Annotated in this window: 20 protein-coding genes; 9 read left to right on the forward strand and 11 right to left on the reverse strand. The window is 69.1% G+C overall.

Translation table 11 applies throughout. From position 1 onward, the window contains the following. Positions 1-18 precede the first annotated feature (18 nt). From mctP to OG254_RS32470, 5 genes are all read right to left on the reverse strand, one after another. On the reverse strand, positions 19-1,635 hold the full coding sequence (gene mctP, locus OG254_RS32450) for a monocarboxylate uptake permease MctP (RefSeq protein WP_405588789.1): 1,617 nt from the start codon (positions 1,633-1,635) through the stop codon (positions 19-21). Further along, positions 1,632-1,898 carry a DUF3311 domain-containing protein gene (locus OG254_RS32455; RefSeq protein WP_405588792.1) on the reverse strand — a complete coding sequence of 89 codons (267 nt, stop codon included), beginning with the start codon at positions 1,896-1,898 and terminating at the stop codon, positions 1,632-1,634. The genes mctP and OG254_RS32455 overlap by 4 nt, the downstream gene beginning before the upstream one ends. A gap of 139 nt (positions 1,899-2,037) precedes the next feature. Beyond that, the gene (locus tag OG254_RS32460) at positions 2,038-2,235 is read right to left on the reverse strand and encodes a YbdD/YjiX family protein (protein ID WP_351192164.1); all 198 of its coding nucleotides are present in this window, start codon (positions 2,233-2,235) and stop codon (positions 2,038-2,040) included. Next, positions 2,207-4,345: a carbon starvation CstA family protein gene (locus tag OG254_RS32465; RefSeq protein ID WP_405588794.1), complete on the reverse strand. Its 2,139-nt coding sequence runs from the start codon at positions 4,343-4,345 to the stop codon at positions 2,207-2,209. Before OG254_RS32465 ends, OG254_RS32460 begins: the two co-directional genes overlap by 29 nt. 246 nt (positions 4,346-4,591) lie before the next feature. After that, a complete protein-coding gene (locus tag OG254_RS32470; RefSeq protein WP_405588797.1) occupies positions 4,592-5,356 on the reverse strand; it encodes a GntR family transcriptional regulator in 765 nt (254 codons plus the stop codon). Positions 5,357-5,676: 320 nt separating this feature from the next. Between OG254_RS32470 and OG254_RS32475 the strand changes: the two genes are divergently transcribed. The 5 genes from OG254_RS32475 (at position 5,677) to OG254_RS32495 (ending at position 10,961) form a co-directional block, all read left to right on the forward strand. Continuing rightward, entirely contained in the window at positions 5,677-6,954 is a 1,278-nt protein-coding gene (locus tag OG254_RS32475; RefSeq protein ID WP_405588800.1) for an extracellular solute-binding protein, read from the forward strand. Between the two features lie 116 nt (positions 6,955-7,070). Continuing rightward, positions 7,071-8,057: a carbohydrate ABC transporter permease gene (locus OG254_RS32480; protein WP_405588803.1), complete on the forward strand. Its 987-nt coding sequence runs from the start codon at positions 7,071-7,073 to the stop codon at positions 8,055-8,057. Continuing rightward, on the forward strand, positions 8,054-8,884 hold the full coding sequence (locus OG254_RS32485; protein ID WP_405588805.1) for a carbohydrate ABC transporter permease: 831 nt from the start codon (positions 8,054-8,056) through the stop codon (positions 8,882-8,884). The genes OG254_RS32480 and OG254_RS32485 overlap by 4 nt, the downstream gene beginning before the upstream one ends. A 9-nt stretch (positions 8,885-8,893) precedes the next feature. Beyond that, entirely contained in the window at positions 8,894-10,381 is a 1,488-nt protein-coding gene (locus OG254_RS32490) for a glycoside hydrolase family 3 protein (RefSeq protein WP_405588808.1), read from the forward strand. 157 nt (positions 10,382-10,538) lie between these two features. Beyond that, complete coding sequence (locus tag OG254_RS32495; RefSeq protein WP_405588811.1) at positions 10,539-10,961, forward strand: DUF3592 domain-containing protein; 423 nt, start codon at positions 10,539-10,541, stop codon at positions 10,959-10,961. Positions 10,962-10,991: 30 nt separating this feature from the next. Here OG254_RS32495 and nagB read toward each other — a convergent pair whose 3' ends face one another. Then, complete coding sequence (gene nagB, locus OG254_RS32500; protein WP_405588814.1) at positions 10,992-11,777, reverse strand: glucosamine-6-phosphate deaminase; 786 nt, start codon at positions 11,775-11,777, stop codon at positions 10,992-10,994. Positions 11,778-12,035: 258 nt separating this feature from the next. Between nagB and OG254_RS32505 the strand changes: the two genes are divergently transcribed. After that, a complete protein-coding gene (locus OG254_RS32505; RefSeq protein ID WP_405588817.1) occupies positions 12,036-13,124 on the forward strand; it encodes an SIS domain-containing protein in 1,089 nt (362 codons plus the stop codon). Between the two features lie 39 nt (positions 13,125-13,163). On the opposite strand, the gene OG254_RS32510 is transcribed toward OG254_RS32505, so the two are convergent. Then, positions 13,164-13,916, reverse strand: a complete 753-nt coding sequence (locus tag OG254_RS32510; protein WP_405588820.1) for an SDR family oxidoreductase — start codon at positions 13,914-13,916, stop codon at positions 13,164-13,166. A gap of 96 nt (positions 13,917-14,012) precedes the next feature. On the opposite strand from OG254_RS32510, the gene OG254_RS32515 reads away from it, so the two are divergent. Beyond that, on the forward strand, positions 14,013-14,654 hold the full coding sequence (locus OG254_RS32515) for a TetR/AcrR family transcriptional regulator (protein WP_405588823.1): 642 nt from the start codon (positions 14,013-14,015) through the stop codon (positions 14,652-14,654). A gap of 414 nt (positions 14,655-15,068) precedes the next feature. Continuing rightward, on the forward strand, positions 15,069-16,544 hold the full coding sequence (locus OG254_RS32520; RefSeq protein ID WP_351192142.1) for a PAS domain-containing sensor histidine kinase: 1,476 nt from the start codon (positions 15,069-15,071) through the stop codon (positions 16,542-16,544). Between the two features lie 178 nt (positions 16,545-16,722). On the opposite strand, the gene OG254_RS32525 is transcribed toward OG254_RS32520, so the two are convergent. Continuing rightward, complete coding sequence (locus tag OG254_RS32525) at positions 16,723-16,980, reverse strand: WhiB family transcriptional regulator (RefSeq protein ID WP_006142322.1); 258 nt, start codon at positions 16,978-16,980, stop codon at positions 16,723-16,725. 319 nt (positions 16,981-17,299) lie between these two features. Next, a complete protein-coding gene (locus OG254_RS32530; protein ID WP_351192140.1) occupies positions 17,300-18,268 on the reverse strand; it encodes a diacylglycerol kinase family protein in 969 nt (322 codons plus the stop codon). 250 nt (positions 18,269-18,518) lie between these two features. Here OG254_RS32530 and OG254_RS32535 point away from each other — a divergent pair, with 250 nt between their 5' ends. Next, on the forward strand, positions 18,519-18,965 hold the full coding sequence (locus OG254_RS32535; protein WP_405588828.1) for a hypothetical protein: 447 nt from the start codon (positions 18,519-18,521) through the stop codon (positions 18,963-18,965). A gap of 10 nt (positions 18,966-18,975) precedes the next feature. On the opposite strand, the gene OG254_RS32540 is transcribed toward OG254_RS32535, so the two are convergent. Together OG254_RS32540 and OG254_RS32545 are read right to left on the reverse strand one after the other, a co-directional pair. Further along, on the reverse strand, positions 18,976-20,100 hold the full coding sequence (locus OG254_RS32540) for an RNA polymerase sigma factor SigF (protein ID WP_405588831.1): 1,125 nt from the start codon (positions 20,098-20,100) through the stop codon (positions 18,976-18,978). Positions 20,101-20,117: 17 nt separating this feature from the next. Continuing rightward, entirely contained in the window at positions 20,118-20,531 is a 414-nt protein-coding gene (locus OG254_RS32545) for an anti-sigma regulatory factor (protein ID WP_019058277.1), read from the reverse strand. Positions 20,532-20,574: the final 43 nt, after the last annotated feature.

Genomic DNA, 20,574 nt, shown 5'->3' on the forward strand with positions numbered 1-20,574 from the left:
GGCCTCCTTGCGGCTGAACTAGTGGGACGCCACCGGCAGTTCCGTCTTGACGCCGGCGTCGCCCGCGTCCGCCGTGTAGTCCTCCGGCTTCGTCTCGTCGACGCCCTCCGGGGCCTTCATCGCCTTCAGGACGAAGGTCAGGACGACCGTCACCACCACGTTGAGCACGAACGCGGTCAGGCCGATGTAGCCGATCTCCCCGATGCCCGGGATCTCCTTCGCCGAGCCGCCGAAGTGCTTCTGGGTCGGAGAGGCGACGCCGTACGCGGCGACCGTGCCGTAGATCATGCCGACCGCCCAGCCGGCCAGCAGGGCCCAGCGGTGGAACCAGCGGGTGAACAGGCCGCCGACCAGGGCCGGGAAGGTCTGCAGGATCCAGATGCCGCCCAGCAGCTGGAAGTTGATGGCGACCGTCTTGTCCATCGTCAGGACGAAGACCAGCGCGCCCACCTTCACCAGCAGGGACACGATCTTGGAGACCTGGGTCTCCTGCTTGGGCGTGGCATCCGGCTTGATGAAGTCCTTGTAGATGTTGCGGGTGAACAGGTTCGCCGCCGCGATGGACATGATGGCCGCCGGCACCAGCGCGCCGATGCCGATCGCCGCGAAGGCCACGCCCGCGAACCAGTCCGGGAACATCGTCTCGAACAGCTGCGGGATCGCCAGCTGGCCGTTGTCCACCTTGATACCGGCCGCGATCGCCATGAAGCCCAGCAGGGCCAGCAGGCCCAGCATCAGGGAGTACAGCGGCAGGATCGTGGTGTTGCGGCGGATCACCTCACGGCTGCGGGAGGACAGCGTCGCGGTGATCGAGTGCGGGTACATGAACAGCGCGAGCGCGGAGCCCAGCGCCAGCGTGGCGTACGTCCACTGTCCGGCCTCGGCCGGGACCAGCGCACCGCGCGGCGCGCCCGTGGCCGGGTTGGTCTGGCTGTACGCCTCGCCCGCCTTGGCGAAGATCTCGTCGAAGCCGCCCAGCTTGATCGGGATGTAGATGATCGCCACCGCGATGACGATGTAGATCAGCGTGTCCTTCACGAACGCGATCAGCGCCGGGGCCCGCAGACCCGAGGAGTAGGTGTACGCGGCCAGCACACCGAAGGCGATGAGCAGCGGCAGGTCCTTGATGAACCAGTTCGTGTTCTCCCCGCCGCCGACGCCCATCACGTCCAGCACGGCCTGGATGCCGACGAGCTGGAGCGCGATGTACGGCATCGTCGCCAGGATGCCGGTGACGGCGACCGCCAGCGACAGGCCCTTCGAGCCGAACCGGCCGCGCACGAAGTCCGAGGTCGTCACATAGCCGTGCTTGTGCGAGACCGACCACAGGCGCGGCAGGAAGGTGAAGATCAGGGGGTACACGAGGATCGTGTACGGCACCGCGAAGAAGCCGGCCGCGCCCGCCGCGTAGATCGCCGCCGGGACCGCCACGAAGGTGTACGCCGTGTACAGGTCGCCGCCGAGCAGGAACCAGGTGACCCAGGTGCCGAACGACCGGCCGCCCAGGCCCCATTCGTCGAGGCTGTGCTCGTTCTCGGCCTTGCGCCAGCGCGCGGCCAGGAAGCCCATGACCGTGACGGCCAGGAAGAAGAAGATGAAGACGCCGAGTGCGACGCCGTTCACGCCGTCGTTCATTCCGGCGCACCGCCCTTCTGGGAGGCGCGGGACCGCTGGTCACGCTGCCACAGCTTGTACGCGACCATCGTCAGCAGCGTGGAGATCAGTACCCACAGCATCTGGTACCAGTAGAAGAACGGGATGCCGGCGAACGCCGGGTCGGTCTTGGCATACGAACCGACCCACAGCATCGCCACGAAGGGCGCGCCGAGACAGAGCGCGATGACGACCCTCACGGGTGTCACCACCGGCCCTCTGTTCACTTCTGAGGCATCTGACATCTGACGGCTCCGTCCCCTCACTGATCACCTGAGAAACGCCCGGGCAATGTAGGTGACGGTGCAACGACAGCGGAAGACCCCGTCCGCATATCGGATGTGGAGGGTTGGTGTGCACGGCACCCTTCGGGTGGCGGCGCGCTCAGCAGCAGCGGAACCCCTGGCGCGGGTCGGCCTCCTGACGGTCCGTCCGCATCCGCTCGAAGTCACGCCGGGAGGGCACCCGCGCGTCCGGATGCCCGTGTCGTACATGCGCGACATAGCGGTCGTACGCCGACTCGTCGGTCAGCTCGCGCAGGTACCAGCGCACGCTACCGAGTACCCGTCTCAGCGACCGCACGGCGCTCCTCCTCCTTCTCCTCCTGCGTCGGGAACAGCCCGGCCGGAGCGATGATCTTCGACTCGACGTACGGCGCCTCTTGAAGCGTGGACAGGGCCGGACGGCGCACGTGCCGGACGCAGACCCGGGTGGCGTCGACGATCACGACGACGATCAGGAGGGCGAGGGCCGCCGTGAGGACGCCGTCCACCGTGGAGTTGGTGACCACGGTGTGCATGTCGTCCATGGTCTTGGCGGGCGGCAGGACCTCGCCGCGGTCGATGGCGTCCTGGAAGACCTGACGCTGCTTGAAGAAGCCGACCCTGGGGTCGCTGGAGAACACCTTCTGGTAGCTGGCGGTCAGGGTGACCGTCGCGTCCCAGGCGAGCGGAACCCCGGTGATCCAGGCCCACTTGAGGCGCCCGGACTTCACCAGCAGCGTCGTGCAGATGGCGAGCGCGACGGCCGCGAGGAGCTGGTTCGAGATGCCGAAGATCGGGAAGAGCTGGTTGATGCCGCCGAGGGGTTCGTGGACGCCCACCCACAGGAAGTAGCCCCACAGACCGCACACGAGGGCGCTGGTGATGACCAGGCCCGGCTTCCAACTGACGTTCTTGAAGGGCCGGTAGACGTTGCCCAGCATGTCCTGGAGCATGAACCGGCCCACGCGCGTGCCGGCGTCCAGCGCGGTCAGGATGAACAGCGCCTCGAACATGATCGCGAAGTGATACCAGAAGGCGCGCAGACCGCCCCCGGTGACCTGCGAGAAGATCTCCGAGACACCGATGGCGAGGGTGGGCGCGCCGCCGGTCCGGGAGAGCAGGGACGCCTCCTCGACGTTCTTCGCCGCCTGGGCCAGGTCCTCCGGGGAGATCTGGTAGCCCCAACTGCCCACGACCTGCGAGGCGTTCTGCACGGTGTCGCCGATGACCCCGGCTGGCGCGTTCATCGCGAAGTACAGGCCCGGGTCGATGATGCTGGCCGCCACCAGCGCCATCACGGCGACCGACGACTCCATCAGCATGGAGCCGTAGCCGATCATCCGGACCTGCGTCTCCTTCTGGATCATCTTCGGCGTCGTACCCGACGAGATCAGCGCATGGAAGCCGGACAGGGCGCCGCAGGCGATGGTGATGAAGACGAAGGGGAACAGCGAGCCCGCGAAGACCGGGCCGTCGCCGCGTGCGGCGAAGTCCGTCACCGGGTCCATCTTCAGCGTCGGCAGGGCGATGATCACGCCGAGTGCGAGCAGGAAGATCGTGCCGATCTTCATGAAGGTGGAGAGGTAGTCGCGCGGCGCGAGCAGCATCCACACCGGCAGGATCGAGGCGATGAAGCCGTACGCCACCATCCAGACGACCAGCGTCGAGGGCGCGAGGGTGAAGGTGTCGGCCCAGGACGACTCGGCGACCCAGCGGCCCGCGACCAGCGCGAGCAACAGCAGCCCGACGCCGATCAGCGACACCTCGCTGACCCGGCCGGGGCGCAGGACCCGCAGGTAGAAGCCCATCAGCAGGGCGATCGGGATGGTCATCGCGATGGAGAAGGTGCCCCACGGGGACTGCGCGAGGGCGTTGACGATCACCAGGGCCAGCACACCGAGCAGGATGATCATGATGGTGAAGGTGGCCAGCAGCGCGGCCGCGCCGCCGAACGGGCCGATCTCCTCGCGCGCCATCTGCCCCAGCGAGCGTCCGTCACGGCGGGTGGAGAAGAACAGCACCACCATGTCCTGGACCGCGCCCGCGAAGATGACGCCGACGATGATCCAGATCGTGCCCGGGAGATACCCCATCTGCGCGGCCAGCACGGGCCCCACCAGCGGGCCGGCGCCGGCGATCGCCGCGAAGTGGTGGCCGAGCAGGACGCGGCGGTCGGTCGGGTGGTAGTCGATGCCGTTGTTGAGGCGCTCGGCGGGGGTGGCCCTGGTGCTGTCGACCTTCAGGACCTTGTACGCGATGAACTTGCTGTAGAAGCGGTAGGCGATGGCGTACGAGCCGAGAGCGGCCGCGACCATCCAGACGGCCGAGACCTCCTCACCCCGGGACAGCGCGAGTACGGTCCAGCCGGCGGCGCCCACCAGCGCCACGAGCGTCCAGATCAGGATGGTTCGCGTGCTGGTGGTACGCATCCGAGTCGTCCTCCCAACTCGTACGGCGACGGGAGGAACTTGGAGTTCTCTCCCGCATGGCCGCGGGAGACTCTCCCCTGGATCGCTCCGAGGAGTTTGACGGGGCACGCCCGTCCTGCGACCACTCTCCCAGCGGCCGGAGCGGGTCAAGACCCGCTCGGTGGCGCCGACTTGGTTGTCATCGGCGCGATGAGCGTAACAGCTACGCGCTTGGTGAGCGCCCGCCTTGCGGCAATTGAGGCAGCCTTACTCCGTCGGCCGCTTCAGCCGCGCCACGAACTTGTACCGGTCCCCCCGGTACACCGACCGCACCCACTCCACCGGCTGCCCGTCCCGGTCCAGCGAGTGCCGGGACAGCATCAGCATCGGCAGGCCCACGTCCGTGCCGAGCAGGCCTGCCTCGCGCGGGGTGGCCAGCGAGGTCTCGATGGTCTCCTCGGCCTCGGCGAGATGGACGTCGTAGACCTCGGCGAGCGCGGTGTACAGGGAGGTGTACTTCACGAGGCTGCGTCTGAGGGCCGGGAAGCGCTTGGCCGACAGATGGGTGGTCTCGATGGCCATCGGCTCGCCGTTCGCCATGCGCAGCCGCTCGATGCGCAGCACCCGGCCGCCGGCGGTGATGTCGAGCAGGTCGGCGAGGCGGTCGTCGGCGGTGATGTAGCCGATGTCCAGCAGCTGGGAGGTCGGCTCCAGTCCCTGGGCGCGCATGTCCTCCGTGTAGGAGGTGAGTTGCAGCGCCTGGGAGACCTTCGGCTTGGCGACGAAGGTGCCCTTGCCCTGGATGCGCTCCAGGCGCCCCTCGACGACCAGCTCCTGCAGGGCCTGACGCACGGTCGTGCGGGAGGTGTCGAACTCGGCGGCCAGGGTGCGCTCGGGCGGGACCGGGGTGCCGGGCGCCTGGGTCTCCGTCATGTCGAGGAGGTGCTTCTTCAGGCGGTAGTACTTGGGCACGCGGGCGGTACGGACAGTGGCGCCGTTCTCGTTCTCCGCACTGCTGACGTCGGTGCTCATGCTTCGCCTTCCCGGCTCCGGATGCGGGTCACATCGTGATCCCTTCTGTATACCGTCGCCGCCACTTTTGGTCTAGTCCATGCCGCCGAGTGGTCTAGCGGATGAGAGTACTCCGGCGTCGGTGTTTTCGCTGGCTTCTTACTTAAAGGTTCCTTCATATGTAGGTCCCATAACGGCTGGTCAGGGCCCATCCGTGACCCTTGACAGGGCTTTTGGTCTGGTCCAAGCTCCCCGTACTGGTCTACACCATTGGTCCAGGTCCCGGCCCAACGCTCGTGCGGGGAGGCAGGGGGGTTTGTGGCATCCCTGAGGAGGGTGGCGTGAAGCGCAAGCTGATATCCGCGATCGGTGTCGCGGGCATGATGATCTCCCTGGCGGCGTGCGGGGGCGACAACGGCGACGGCGGCGACAAGGCGGGGGCCGACGGTTACGCGGGCGAGACGCTCACGGTCTGGGTGATGGACGGCTCCTCCCCTGACCAGTGGCAGAAGGACGTCCAGGCCGCCTTCGAGAAGAAGACCAAGGCCAAGGTCAAGTTCGAGATCCAGCAGTGGAACGGCATCCAGCAGAAGCTGACCACCGCCCTGTCCGAGGAGAACCCGCCGGACGTCTTCGAGATCGGCAACACCCAGACCCCGGCCTACGCCAAGACCGGCGGCCTCGCCGACCTCGCCGACCTCAAGACGGAGATCGGCGCCGACTGGGCCGAGTCCCTGAACGAGTCCTCCATCTTCGACGGCAAGCAGTACGCCGCCCCGTGGTACTTCGCCAACCGCGTCGTCCTCTACAACAAGAAGGTCTGGGCCGACGCCGGCATCAAGGACACCCCGAAGACCCGCGACGAGTTCTACGCCGACCTCAAGCAGATCGGCGAGAAGACCGACGCCGAGCCCATCTACCTGCCGGGCCAGAACTGGTACCACTTCGTCGGCCTGACCATCGGTGAGGGCGCCGAGCTGGTGAAGAAGGACGGCGACAAGTACGTCTCCAACCTCGCCGACCCCAAGGTCGCCGCCGCCATGGAGACGTACAAGAAGTTCCAGGCCCTGTCCAAGGCGCCCAAGGACAAGGACGAGGCGACCCCGCAGCAGGCCGAGGTGTTCGCCAAGGGCAACGTGGGCGCCTTCATCGGCATGGGCTGGGAGGCCGGTACGGCGATCGCGGCCAACAAGAAGATCGAGTCGGACATCGGCTACTTCACCATCCCCGGTGCCACGGCCGACAAGCCCGAGGGCGTCTTCCTCGGCGGCTCCAACCTCGCCGTCGCCGCGGGCAGCAAGAAGCAGGAGCTCGCCAAGGAGTTCCTGAAGATCGCCCTGTCCGACCAGTACGAGGGCGAGCTCGCCAAGCAGAACGGCGTCATCCCGAACAAGGAGTCCCTGCAGAGCAACCTGAAGGGCAACGCCGTCGCCGAGGCCGCCGCGCCGGCCGCCGCGGGCGGTGGCACCACGCCGCTGATCCCGGAGTGGGCCGCCGTGGAGAACGCGCCCAACCCGGTCAAGACGTACATGACCGCCGTGCTGAACGGTAAGTCGCCGGCCGAGGCCGCGGCGCAGGTCGAGGACGAGTTCAACAAGCGTCTGGCCCAGCAGCAGTAACGGCACCGGAGTCGCGCCGGGGCGGGGGAAGCGCGTGACGCCCCCCGCCCCGGCGACCGTACGCGGGTCCCCGTACGCAGGTCGAGATACGCAGGCCGAGAAGAGAGATCGCGAGCATGACCGTGCAGACCGAACGGCCGCCCTCCGGTCCGGTGGACGTAGTGAAGAAAGCCGAGAGCGGCTCCGCCGGACCGCGGCCCCGAGCCGCGTCCCGCCTCGGCGCGCTCACCCCGTACCTTCTGCTGCTGCCGGCCTGCGCGGCCACCGTGCTGCTGCTCGGCTGGCCGCTGGTGAAGGACGTCCTGCTGTCGTTCCAGAACCTCAACATGGCGCAGCTGATCCAGCACGTCACCGAGTGGAACGGCATCGACAACTACAAGGAGGTCCTCACCGGCGAGGACTTCTGGCGCGTCACCCTGCGCTCGATCCTGTTCACGGCGGTCAACGTCGCCCTGATCATGGTCCTGGGCACCCTGGTCGGCCTGCTGCTCGCCCGCCTCGGCAAGCGGATGCGGGTCACGCTGCTGCTCGGGCTCGTGCTGGCCTGGGCGATGCCCGTGGTCGCCGCGAGCACCGTCTACCAGTGGCTGTTCGCGCAGCGCTTCGGCGTCGTCAACTGGGTTCTGGACAAGCTGGGTTGGCACTCCATGGCCGACTACAGCTGGACCAGCAGCCAGATGTCGACGTTCTTCGTGGTCACGGTGCTGATCGTCTGGATGTCGATTCCGTTCGTCGCGATCAACCTGTACGCGGCCACGACCACCATCCCGGGTGAGCTGTACGAGGCCGCGGCGCTGGACGGCGCGGGCGCCTGGAAGAGCTTCACCACGGTGACCCTGCCCTTCCTGCGGCCGTTCCTCTACGCCACGACCTTCCTGGAGATCATCTGGGTCTTCAAGGCGTTCGTGCAGGTCTTCACCATCAACGGCGGCGGCCCCGACCGGCTCACCGAGATCCTGCCCGTCTACGCCTACATCGAGGGCGTCGGCAACCAGCACTACGGCATGGGCGCCGCGATCGCCGTCCTGACCATCCTGATCCTGCTCGGCCTGACCGCGTACTACCTCAGGATCGTGCTCAAGCAAGAGGAGGACGAGCTGTGAAGCGCTCGCTCTTCGGCCGTCTGTGGCCCAACGTCACGGCCGTCGTCCTGTTCATCGGCTTCGTCTTCCCCGTGTATTGGATGTTCTCCACGGCCTTCAAGCCGACCGGCGACATCATCTCCGAGGACCCGGTGTGGTTCCCGACCGACATCACCTTCGAGCACTTCAAGACGGCGACCGGCGTCGACCACTTCTGGACCTACGTCACCAACTCGCTGATCGTCACGCTGTGCGCGGTCGGCTTCGCCCTGGTCATCGCGCTGGCGGGCTCCTTCGCCCTGGCCCGGATGCGGTTCAAGGGGCGGCGCGGGTTCGTCATCGGCTTCATGATGGCCCAGATGGCGCCCTGGGAGGTCATGATCATCGCGATGTACATGATCGTGCGGGACGCGTCGATGCTGAACAGCCTCGTGCCGCTGACGGTCTTCTACATGATGATGATCCTGCCCTTCACGATCCTGACCCTGCGCGGCTTCGTCGCCGCGGTGCCGCGGGAGCTGGAGGAGGCCGCGATGGTCGACGGCTGCAGCCGCGCCCAGGCCTTCCGCAAGGTCATCCTGCCGCTCCTTGCGCCGGGCCTGATGTCCACGTCCCTGTTCGGCTTCATCACCGCATGGAATGAATTCCCCCTGGTCCTGGTGCTGAACAAGGAGGCCGAGGCGCAGACCCTGCCACTGTGGCTGTCCAGCTTCCAGACCGCCTTCGGCAACGACTGGGGCGCGACGATGGCGGCGTCCTCCCTCTTCGCCATCCCGATCCTGATCCTCTTCGTCTTCCTGCAGCGCAAGGCTGTCAGCGGCCTGACGGCCGGCGCCGTGAAGGGATAACGCCACCCGATGACGACATTCGCCAGCGGCACCGACACTCTGACGCGTGACGCCCTGACCGTTCTGCAGCCCGGCTTCACCGGCACCACCGCCCCCGACTGGCTGCTGCGCCGGCTCGGCGAGGGCCTCGCCTCCGTCGGCCTGTTCGGCCGCAACATCGCCTCGCCCGAGCAACTGGCAGCCCTGACCGCCCAGTTGCGCGCCGAGCGCGACGACGTCCTGGTCGCGATCGACGAGGAGGGGGGTGATGTGACGCGGCTGGAGGTGCGCACCGGTTCCAGCTTCCCCGGCAACCACGCGCTCGGCGCGGTGGACGACGTGGAGCTGACGAGGGAGGTGGCCTTCGAGATGGGCCGCCGCCTGGCCGCCTGCGGGGTGAACCTCAACTGGGCTCCGTCGGCGGACGTGAACTCCAACGCAGCGAACCCGGTGATCGGCGTGCGCTCCTTCGGCGCCGACACCGCCCTGGTCGCCCGGCACACCGCCGCCTACGTCACCGGCCTGCAGTCGGCGGGCGTCGCGGCCTGCACCAAGCACTTCCCCGGCCACGGCGACACCGCGGTCGACTCCCACCACGCCCTGCCCCGCATCGACGCGGACGCCTCGGTGCTGGCGGAGCGCGAACTCTCCCCGTTCCGCGCGGCGATCGCCGCCGGCACGCGGGCGGTGATGAGCGCGCACATCCTCGTCCCCGCCCTTGACCCGGACCACCCGGCGACCCTCTCCCGCCCGGTCCTGACCGACCTTCTGCGCGGCGAACTCGGCTACACCGGCCTCATCGTCACCGACGGCATGGAGATGCAGGCCATCGCCGCCACCTACGGCATCGAACGCGGCAGCGTCCTCGCCATCGCGGCCGGCGCCGACGCGATCTGCGTGGGCGGCGGCCTGGCGGACGACGAGACGGTACGGCGCCTGCGCGACGCGTTGGTCGCGGCGGTCCGCTCGGGCGAACTGGCCGAGGCCCGGCTGGCGGAGGCGGCGGAACGCGTCCGCGAGCTGGCCCGCTGGACGGCGACGACGGCGACACCGGCGGCCGAGGGCGAGGGGCGCAAGGACGTCGGCCTCGTCGCCGCTCGCCGCGCCCTGAGGGTGACGGCAGCGTCGTCCTTCGCTCCGCTCACCGAAGCGCCGTTCGTCGCCGCGTTCACCCCGGTCGCGAACATCGCGGTGGGCGACGAGACCCCGTGGGGCGTGGCGGCCGAACTGGCCCGCCTCCTGCCCGGCACGGAGACGGGCAGCTACAGGGGCGAGGACGCGGCCCGAGCGGCCCTCGAAGCGGCCGGCGACCGCCGGGTCGTGGCCGTGGTCCGCGACGAACACCGCTACCGCTGGATGGCGGCGGCCCTGGACACCCTCCTGTCGTCCCGCCCCGACACGATCATCGTCGAGATGGGCGTCCCCCAGGCGTCCCCCCGAGGCGCCCTGCACATCGCCACCTACGGGGCGGCCAGGGTGTGCGGGCGGGCGGCGGCGGAGGTCATCGCGGGGGAGTGAGCGCACGCCGACCGCCGAACTGCCCCTGCGGGGGCGGGAACACGGTGATCGAACACCTGGGATAGCGTCCCTCTCACTCCGGACGAGTGAGAGGGACGTCGTGCAGTTTCAGGTTCAGACGGGTGGACGGCGTGCCCGCCGGTGGATCGCCTTCGGGATGATCGCGTTCGGAACGGTGTTCCTGGTCGTCGGGCTGATCCTGGCGGGGATATCGGTCTCGTTCCTCGCGGACGCGGAGCGCGCCCGGGGCACGGTGGTGGAACTGGAGTGGCGCAGCGACGACAACGGCGCCTCCCGCAAGGCCCGGGAGAGCAACCGGCCGGTGGCCTACCCGGTGGTCGAGTTCACGTCGGCCGACGGCACGTCGAGGACGTTCCGCAGCTCGACGGGATCCAATCCGCCCTCGTACGAGGAGGGCGAGCAGGTCGAGGTCCTCTACCGCGCCGATTCCCCCGAGGACGCCCGGATCAACGGCTTCGCCTCGCTGTGGCTGCTGCCGCTGATCTTCGGCGGGATCGGGCTCGTGATCGCGGGCGTCGGGACGGCTGTCGCGGTGCTCGGGCGGCGGCGCACCGGCTGAGCCGGCCCGGAACCCGCGTACGCGGCCTGCTCAGATCCCCTGCCACTCCGGCTTGTTGACGTAGGTGTGCCGGAAATAGTCGGCCAGCTTCAGCTTCGACGCGGCCGCCTCGTCGACCACGACGGTGGCGTGCGGGTGCAGTTGCAGCGCCGAGGCCGGACAGACGGCCGCGACCGGCCCCTCGACGGTCGCCGCGACCGCGTCCGCCTTGCCCTCGCCGGTGGCCAGCAGCACCAGGTGCCGCGCTTCCAGGATCGTGCCGATCCCCTGCGTGATGACGTGGTGCGGGACCTGGTCGATGTCCCCCTCGAAGAACCGCGCGTTGTCGATGCGGGTCTGCTCGGTCAGCGTCTTGATCCGCGTCCGCGAGGCCAGCGACGAACAGGGCTCGTTGAACCCGATGTGCCCGTCGGTCCCGATCCCGAGCAACTGCAGGTCCACGCCCCCGGCGGCGGCCAGCGCCGCGTCGTACGCCTCGCACGCACCCTGTACGTCCTCGGCCGTACCGTCCGGCCCCATGAACGCGTCCATCCCGATCCCGAGCGGCTCCAGCACCTCGCTGCGCAGCACCGAGCGGTAGGACTCGGGGTGCTCGGCGGGCAGTCCCACATACTCGTCGAGCTGCGCGATCCGCGCCCGCGAGACGTCCACGGCGCCGGAGCGGACCTTGGCCGCGAGCGCCGCGTAGATGGGCAGCGGCGTCGACCCGGTGGCCACGCCCAGCACGGCGTCGGGCTTGCGCCCGAGGAGCTGGGCCATGGCCTCGGCTATCAGCTCGCCACCCGCCTTGGCGTCCGGAACGATGACAACTTCCACGCTGGGCCTGCCGATCTGAAGAGGGTCTCGAAGGGCACCCTGAAAGGGGCATGTGGTTTAGACCAATCTAACAGAGCGGGGACCCCGAGGCCCAGGTGAACGCAAGCCCCACGGACATTTCGAGAGCCCGCCGGGCAGGCGTCATTCCCCATGGGGGAGTGGAATGGAGACTGTCCGTCCGAACCGTCCCTCCGACCTGTCCGTCCGGAGCGACAGTCGCCATGCCCGGCACGACAAGCGCGAGAGCAGGAAGGGCCCATGACCACCACGACGCCGTACCCGCCCGACCCCCAGGCCCCGCACAACGACCTACCCGGCCGCGTCATGGCCCGCGAGATGGCCGAACAGCCCGCCGTACTGCGCCGGATCCTGTCCCAGGGCGCCCCGATCATCCGCCAGGTCGCCCAGGAGATCGCCGCCCGCTCCCCGCGCTTCGTCCTGCTCACCGCCCGCGGCACCTCCGACAACGCCGCGCTCTACGCCAAGTACCTCCTGGAGATCCGCCTCGGCCTGCCCTGCGGTCTGACCTCGATGTCGACGACCACGGCCTACGGCGCGCGCCCCGACCTCACCGACGTCCTCGTCATCACCGTCAGCCAGTCCGGCGGCTCACCTGACCTGGTCGCCTCGACCCGGGCCGCCCGCGAGGCCGGCGCGATCACGCTCGCGGTGACCAACAACCCCGACTCCCCGCTGGCCGGCGTCTCCGAGTACCACCTCGACATCATGGCCGGACCCGAGCGGGCCCTTCCCGCGACCAAGACCTATACGGCCTCCCTCCTCGCTCTGTACCTCTTCGTCGAAGGTCTGCGCGGCGGCGACGGCGGCGCCGCCAAGGTGCTCCCGGACATCGCCGAGCGACTCCTCGCCCGGCAGGACGAGGTCCGCACCCTCGCCGCCCGCTACCGCTTCGCCGAACGCATGGTGATCACCTCCCGCGGCTACGGCTATCCGACGGCCAAGGAAGCCGCCCTCAAGCTGATGGAGACCAGCTACATCCCGGCGCTCGCCTACTCCGGCGCCGACCTCCTGCACGGCCCGCTCGCCATGGTCGACAACGTCTCCCCGGTCATCGCGGTCGTCACCGACGGCAAGGGCGGCGAGGCCCTGCGGCCCGTCCTCGACCGGCTCCGCGGCCGCGGAGCCGACCTGGTCGTCATCGGCCCCCGGCACCAGGTCGAACAGGCCTCGGCCGGCTTCGTCCTGCCTACCGAGGACGTCGCCGAGGAGCTCCAGCCGATCCTGGAGATCCTCCCGCTCCAGCTCCTGGCCTACGAGGTCACCATCGCCCGAGGCCAGGACCCGGACGCGCCGCGGGCTCTGGCGAAGGTGACGGAGACGCGCTGACGGCCCGTGTGTCGCGTATGTCGAGGGCGCCGGCACGCCCTAGTGCAGACTCAGCAACGACCCCCCGGTCGCATCGATGTGCTGCCCCGTGACCCAGCGTGAGTCGGGCGATGCCAGGAAGGCCACCACGTCCGCGACGTCGGACGTGGTGCCGACGCGTCTGAAGACCGAGACGGCCTCCGCGTGCGCGCGTATGCCGGGGTCCGCGAGCGCCGTGCTCGTCAGGTCCGTGTCGATGAAGCCGGGTCCCACGGAGTTGGCCGTGATGCCGCGCGGCGCCAACTCGGCCGCGAGTGAGCGCGTCAGCGTCGTGACCGCACCCTTGGCCATGTGGGTTGCGGCGATGGGGGCGATGGCCGCGTCCGTGGCGGCCGTGACGTTGATGATCCGGCCCTCTGCGCGCAGGCGCCCCAGGCCGTGCCTGACGATGAAGAACGGCGCCTTCGCGTTGACCGCATGCGTCCGGTCGTAAGCCTCCTCGTCCGTCTCTCCGATGCTCGCGAAGATCGCCATCCCCGCGTTGTTCACGAGGATGTCCACGCCCTCGGCATGCCGGTCGAAGGCGCGCCACAAGGTCTCCGCGTCACCGGGCACGCCCAGCTCCGCGTGGATCGCGAACGCGCTGCCGCCCCCGGCCTCGATCGCGGTGACCGTCTCCTTCGCCGCCGCCTCATTGCTGCCGTAGTGCACGGCGACCCGTGCCCCGTCCCGGGCCAGCCGCTCGGCGATCGCCCGTCCGATCCCCCTGCTCGCCCCCGTGACCAGTGCCGTCCTGCCCGTAAGCACGCCCATGCCGACGCCCCCCTCGCAATTACCTAGCGGTCGCTACAGAAAAACCGTACAACACCCCGCCGACATTTCTCTAGCGCTCCCTATAAAATGCACTCCATGGTGAGCAGCGAGGAGACGGCACACATCGACGTGGCGGCCCGGCCCGCGTCCAAGCCCCGGGGTCGTCCCCGTTCCTTCGACCGGGAGACCGCTCTGGAGAAGGCGATCCTGGCCTTCTGGGAGCGCGGCTACGAGGCGACCTCCGTCTCCGACCTCACCCGCGCCATGGATATCGGCGCCCCGAGTCTGTACGCCGCATTCGGCGACAAGCGTTCGCTCTTCGACGAGGTCGTCCGCGTCTACACCTCCCGCTACGCCGCCTTCGCCGACCGTGCCCTCGCCGAGGAGCCCACCGCCCGAGCGGTGGTCGAGCGAACGCTGCGGGAGGCCGCCGGGGCGTACACGGACCCCGACCGCCCGCACGGCTGTCTCATCGCCCAGGCGGCCATCAACTGCACGACCCCGGAGGTCGCCGACTCGCTGCGGGACCGCCGCAACGCCACCATCGCCGCCCTCGAGAGCCGTATCGAAGCGGATATCGCCACCGGCACCCTCCCCGACGGCATCGACGCCGCCGCCCTCGCCCGGCACGCCGGCGCGATGATCCAGGGCATGTCGCAACAGGCGCGCGACGGCGCGAGCCGCGAGGAGTTGGAGGCGCTCGTGGAAATTGCCATGGCCATCTGGCCCCGCACATGAACCCACACGGGTTAGGCTGCGTGATGTATGCCAGGGCGTCCTACAAGTTCTCCAACTGGTTCGAAGCCCGGCGAGGAAGCGTCAACAGCAAACACGCTCCAACGCATGGACACACGAGAGTGGTCTAGTCCACAATGCGAAGGAGTGCGTAGTACGAGTACGCACCGACTTCCGTCTTCCCCGCACAGGAAGGCGGACCGAGGAACCGGAGCTCTCTGCCCTGACTGCCCCGGGTCCTCATCCTTCGGCCGACCGGGACCGCACACCCCACGGCCGATATTGCTCCGGGCTGCGGTGCCGGGAGGGCTGAGGGTCCCTCTCAGGCGCCGCGGCCCGCGGGTGTTTTCACGGCCGGTTCCCGTTCCCAGTGGCTGGTTTCGAACGATGTCCGTACCGCCAGGTACGCTCGGCCCCGTGCCCTCCATGAACGAACTCGTACGCCAGCACACGGCCCTCGACGACTCCGACCTCGAGTGGCTCCACCTGCTGGTCTCGGAGTGGCAGCTGCTCTCCGACCTCTCCTTCGCCGACCTCGTCCTGTGGGTCCCCACCAGCGACGGCACCCGCTATGTCTCCGTGGCGCAGATGCGGCCCAACACCGGCCCGACCTCGTACCAGGACGACATGGTCGGCCATCTCGTCCCGCGCGGCCGCCGCCCGATGCTGGACGCCGCGCACGACGAGGGCCGGATCGTGCGCGAGGGCGACCCCGAGTGGCGCGAGGAGGTGCCGGTCCGCGTCGAGTCGATTCCCGTACGACGTGACGGGCGCGTCCTGGGCGTGATCGCGCGGAACACCAATCTGCTGACCGTGCGCACCCCTAGCCGGCTGGAGCTGACGTACCTCCAAAGCGCCTCGGATCTCGCGCAGATGATCGCGGCCGGCTCGTTCCCGTTCGCCAATCAGCAGGTCGACATGGACGCCTCGCCGCGCGTCGGCGACGGCCTGATCCGCGTCGACGCCGACGGCACCGTCCAGTACGCCTCCCCGAACGCGCTGTCCGCGTACCACCGCCTCGGCCTCGCCTCCGACCTCGTCGGCCAGCACCTCGGCAAGACCACCGCCGAACTCGCCCCGACCCACGGGCCGGTGGACGAGGCGCTCGCCAAGGTCGCCAGCGGCTGGGCGCCCCGGAACTTCGAGATCGAGGCCAAGGACGGGGTCATCCAGTTCCGCGCGATCCCGCTCAAGCCCAAGGGCACCCGCATCGGTTCGCTGGTCCTGCTCCGGGACGTCACCGAACTGCGACGCCGCGAGCAGGAGTTGATCACCAAGGACGCCACCATCCGGGAGATCCACCATCGGGTGAAGAACAACCTCCAGACCGTGGCGGCCCTGCTCCGCCTCCAGGCCCGGCGCATCGAGTCCGAACGCGGCCGCGAGGCACTGGAAGAGGCGGTCCGCCGAGTCGGCTCGATCGCGATCGTGCACGAGACGCTCTCCCAGAACCTCGACGAGCGCGTGGAGTTCGACGAGATCGCCGACCGGGTGCTGGCCATGGTCGCCGAGATCTCGCCCGGCAAGGTGGTCGGCCGGCGCACCGGCCGCTTCGGCATCCTGGACGCCGAGGTCGCCACCCCGCTGTCGATGGTTCTGACCGAGATCCTCCAGAACGCCCTGGAGCACGGCTTCCGCGAGGGCGAGACCGGCACGGTCGAGGTCTCGGCGGTCCGCGGCGGCACGACGAAACAGGTCCGCCTCCTGGTCACGGTCCAGGACGACGGTGTGGGCCTGCCCGAGGGCTTCGACCCGCACACCGCGGGCAACCTCGGCCTGCAGATCGTACGGACCCTGGTCGAGGGCGAGTTGGGCGGTTCGTTCGACATGGTTCCGGCGCCGGAGCGGGGGACCAGGGTGATCCTCGACATTCCGGTGCGGGCGCACAAGTAGCGCTGCCCTGGCCCCTGGACAGCAAAGAGCCCCAGCCCGTTCAGGGGGCTGGGGCTCAACATGCTCGTTGCCAGCATTCGCTGCGCATCGGGGGTACTGCGCGCTGCGGCTCGGGGGCGGGAGATGCGTACTCGCTGTACGCGCCGCCAAGCTCAGGCTGTTTGCGGGGCGGGTGTTGTCAGGCGGAGGCCTGACGGGCCCGGTTGCGGGCGGCGCGGCGCTTCATGGCGCGGCGCTCGTCCTCGCTGAGGCCACCCCAGACGCCGGAGTCCTGACCGGACTCGAGCGCCCACTGCAGACACTGATCCATAACGGGGCAGCGACGGCAGACGGCCTTGGCTTCCTCGATCTGCAGCAGCGCAGGACCGGTGTTGCCGATGGGGAAGAAGAGCTCGGGGTCTTCCTCGCGGCAAACGGCGTTGTGACGCCAGTCCATGGCTGCTACCTCTCCTTGGTATTACGTGCTGATTGCTTGTGAATGTGAACGCTTTCACGAATCCCTCAACAAGTGAAGGGCCGACCGCCAGGTTCCCTGGCGAGGTCCTGTGATTTGAAGAGGGGTTCCGGTGATCAGTGGAGGCCGGTCTTGCGGGCCGTCCCGATCGCCACGTAGAGACTCGCAAACCTCAGCGACGGATACAACCCCTTCCGGAAAGTTTTTTTTGATTCCTCGGTGTCGACTAGGTCACAGCCGTACTTCCATGGGGTGGATCCTGGCCTAAACGTTCGAGTGAAAGGACTTTAGCCCGTTCCGCTCACACAATCACACGCAGTGCATGGCGTACGCCTGTGAACGTCACGCTCGTACGCAGCCCCAGGTGGTCGCCGTCCATCTGAAGGGGTAGCGGGACCTTCGAATGCAAGGTGAACTGGTCCAGGTCGTGCAGCGTGACCGCATGCTTGCCACGGGCCCCGCGTTCGGGGGACGAAGTGAGCAACTGGGTGGCATACCGGGCAACCGACACGGTGGACATCCGGCTGAGACCGAGTACGTCGAGGCCCGTATCGAACGAAGCCTTAGGTGCCGCGTACACCGGACGATTGCCCAGATACGTCCACGGAGCGGTGTTGCAGACTATGGACAGCACCAAATCGGTCACCGGTTCCTCGCCCGTCCGCTCCAGCGAGATCGTGCCGTGCCGGCGATTGGGCTCGCCCAGGAACTGACGCAGCGCCTGGCGGAGATAAAGGGCGTGGGTGGATTTCCGGCCCCGCTCGCGCTGCTGCTCCACCCGGCCCACCACACCCGCGTCGAACCCGAGCCCCGCGTTGAAGAGGAACCAGCGGGACGGCACGGCCTCGTCGTCCGAGCCCGGGGTTCCCGAGGTCAGGCCGAGTCCGACCGTACGTTCGCTGCCGTTGCGCAGCGCGTCGAGGAGGGCGCCGGTCGCCTCGACCGGGTCGTTCGGCAGGCCGAGGGCGCGGGCGAAGACGTTGGTGGAACCGCCGGGGACCACGGCGAGGCCGGGGAGGTGCCCCGGATCCGGGCCGGCGTGCAGGAGGCCGTTGACCACCTCGTTGACGGTGCCGTCGCCGCCGAGGGCCACGACCATGTCGATGTCGTCGCTCTCCGCCGCCTGCCGGCCGAGGTCGCGGGCATGGCCGCGGTACTCGGTGGTGACCGCTTCCAGCTTCATCTCGCTGGCGAGCGCGTGGATCAGGACATCGCGCGTACGTGCGCTTGTGGTGGTTGCTGCCGGATTGACCACGAGAAGTGCACGCATGAGTTGCAGCGTACCTACTGGGGGGTACCGGGCACAGGTCGAGGTAGGGATCAAGTAAGAGAGGGGGCGTGAGTCTCAACACGGGGGAGCGCCGTCGGCTGGGCCGGGCCACCGGGCGGCGTGGGGTGTCGAGGTGCCCGCTTCGGCCTGAACGGGCCTTGTCCTCAAGAGCCGGACGGGCTGGATGGTGCGGGCCGGCGTCGGTCAGGTGCCCTCGGAGGGTGATGAGGCGGAGGGCTACCCTTCAGGGGTGACCAAGGAGCAGAGCCCGATCAGCCCGGAAATCGCCGGTCCGCGTCCGCGGCGGCTGACGTATGCGGCGGTGTTGACCGCGCTGGAAGGGGTGGGCCTCGCCGTCGGGGGCGTCTGGGTGCTCGTGCTGGGGGTTGCCGGTGATCCGGACGACCGGCAGCAGGCCGTCACCCTCGGTGTGACCCTGGTCGCACTCGCGCTGCTGCCGCTGCTCGCCGCGCGGGGGCTGTTCGCCCAGCGCAGCTGGAGCCGCGGGCCGTCCATCATCACGCAGATCCTGGCGCTGCCGGTCGCCTACAACCTTTTGCAGGCCGACAGCATCGCCATCCCGGCGGGGATCGCGATCGCCGTGATCGCGATCGCGACGCTCGTGTTCCTGATCAACCCGGCGACGACCCAGGCCCTCGGCATCCGGGGGCCCGGAAACGCACCGGATCAGAAGTAGCCGACGGGGGCTACTCCTCCACCAGCAGCTTCTCCCGCAGCTGCGCCAGCGTGCGCGCCAGCAGGCGCGAGACGTGCATCTGGGAGATGCCGACCTCCTGCGCGATCTGCGACTGCGTCATGTTGCCGAAGAAGCGCAGCAACAGGATCCGCTTCTCACGCGGCGGGAGGTCCTCGAGCAGCGGCTTGAGGGACTCTCGGTACTCGACGCCCTCCAGCGCCTCGTCCTCCGCGCCCAGGGTGTCCGCGACCGCCGGTGACTCGTCGTCGGTGTCGGGGACGTCCAGGGACAGCGTGGAGTACGCGTTGGCGGACTCCAGGCCCTCCAGGACCTCCTCCTCCGAGATCGCCAGCTTCTCGGCGAGCTCATGGACGGTCGGGGAGCGGCCGTGCTGCTGGGACAGCTCGGCGGTGGCCGTGGTGAGCGCGAGGCGCAGCTCCTGGAGCCTGCGCGGGACGCGCACTGCCCAGCCCTTGTCGCGGAAGTGACGCTTGATCTCGCCGACGACCGTCGGGGTCGCGTACGTCGAGAACTCGACGCCGCGCTCCGGGTCGAACCGGTCGACCGACTTGATCAGACCGATGGTGGCGACCTGGGTGAGGTCGTCCAGCGGCTCGCCGCGGTTGCGGAAGCGGCGCGCGAGGTGCTCGACGAGCGGCAGGTGCATCCGGACCAGCCGGTTGCGCAGCTCCGCGTACTCCGGGCTGCCGTCCTTCAGCTTGCGCAGCTCGATGAACAGGGCGCGTGCCCCGCTGCGGTCCTGCGGGCCGTGCTGCGTGGCTTGCGCGCTGTGCGCGCCCGTCGCCTCGTCGGCGTGTCGCTCGTGCTCGCTCATCGTCCCGCCCGTCGCCCTCTCCCGAGCCCTCGCCCCCGCTCGGACTGGGGAGACCCCGATCCGACCGCCCAGAGGCGCGCCCTGCACAGCACCGTCGTCTTCCCGGCCGTCGCCCGGGAAGCCGGTCTCCACGGAGTCGTCCTCCGGGTGCGGCCGGGCCTGCTCGGGAATGCCGTCGATGCCGTCCGCCATGCGTCGGGAACCGCTCGGGCCGTCAGGGCCCGTCCCCGGACTCCCGGCTCCGCCCGAGCAGGGGGGAGTGTCCGGCAGCTCCCGTGTGCCGCGCTCTTCGTCCCGCACCGGCCCGTCCCCGTTCCTCACGCCGGCCCGGGTCCCGCGCCGCGCTGTTTGTAGAGGCTGATCGACACGGTTTTGTCCTCGTCCACGGCGGAGGAGACCTTGCCCGCGAGGGCCGACAGGACGGTCCAGGCGAAGGTGTCCCTAGCGGGGGCGTGGCCGTCCGTGGTCGGGGCCGAGACGGTGACCTCCAGCGAGTCGTCGACCAGCCGGAAGACACAGCTGAGCACGGAGCCGGGCACGGCCTGCTGGAGCAGGATCGCGCAGGCCTCGTCCACCGCGATGCGCAGGTCCTCGATCTCGTCGAGGGTGAAGTCCAAACGGGCGGCGAGGCCGGCAGTCGCCGTACGCAGCACCGACAGGTAGGCACCCGCGGCCGGCAGCCGGACTTCCACGAAGTCCTGGGTCGCGGGCTCGCCTGCGATCTGGGACACCCTCACCTCCAAGGTGGTACAAGCTTCTCGGGGCCGAGGGTCG

The sequence above is a fragment of the Streptomyces sp. NBC_01092 genome (genome assembly GCF_045039535.1).
Taxonomy (GTDB): Bacteria; Actinomycetota; Actinomycetes; order Streptomycetales; family Streptomycetaceae; genus Streptomyces.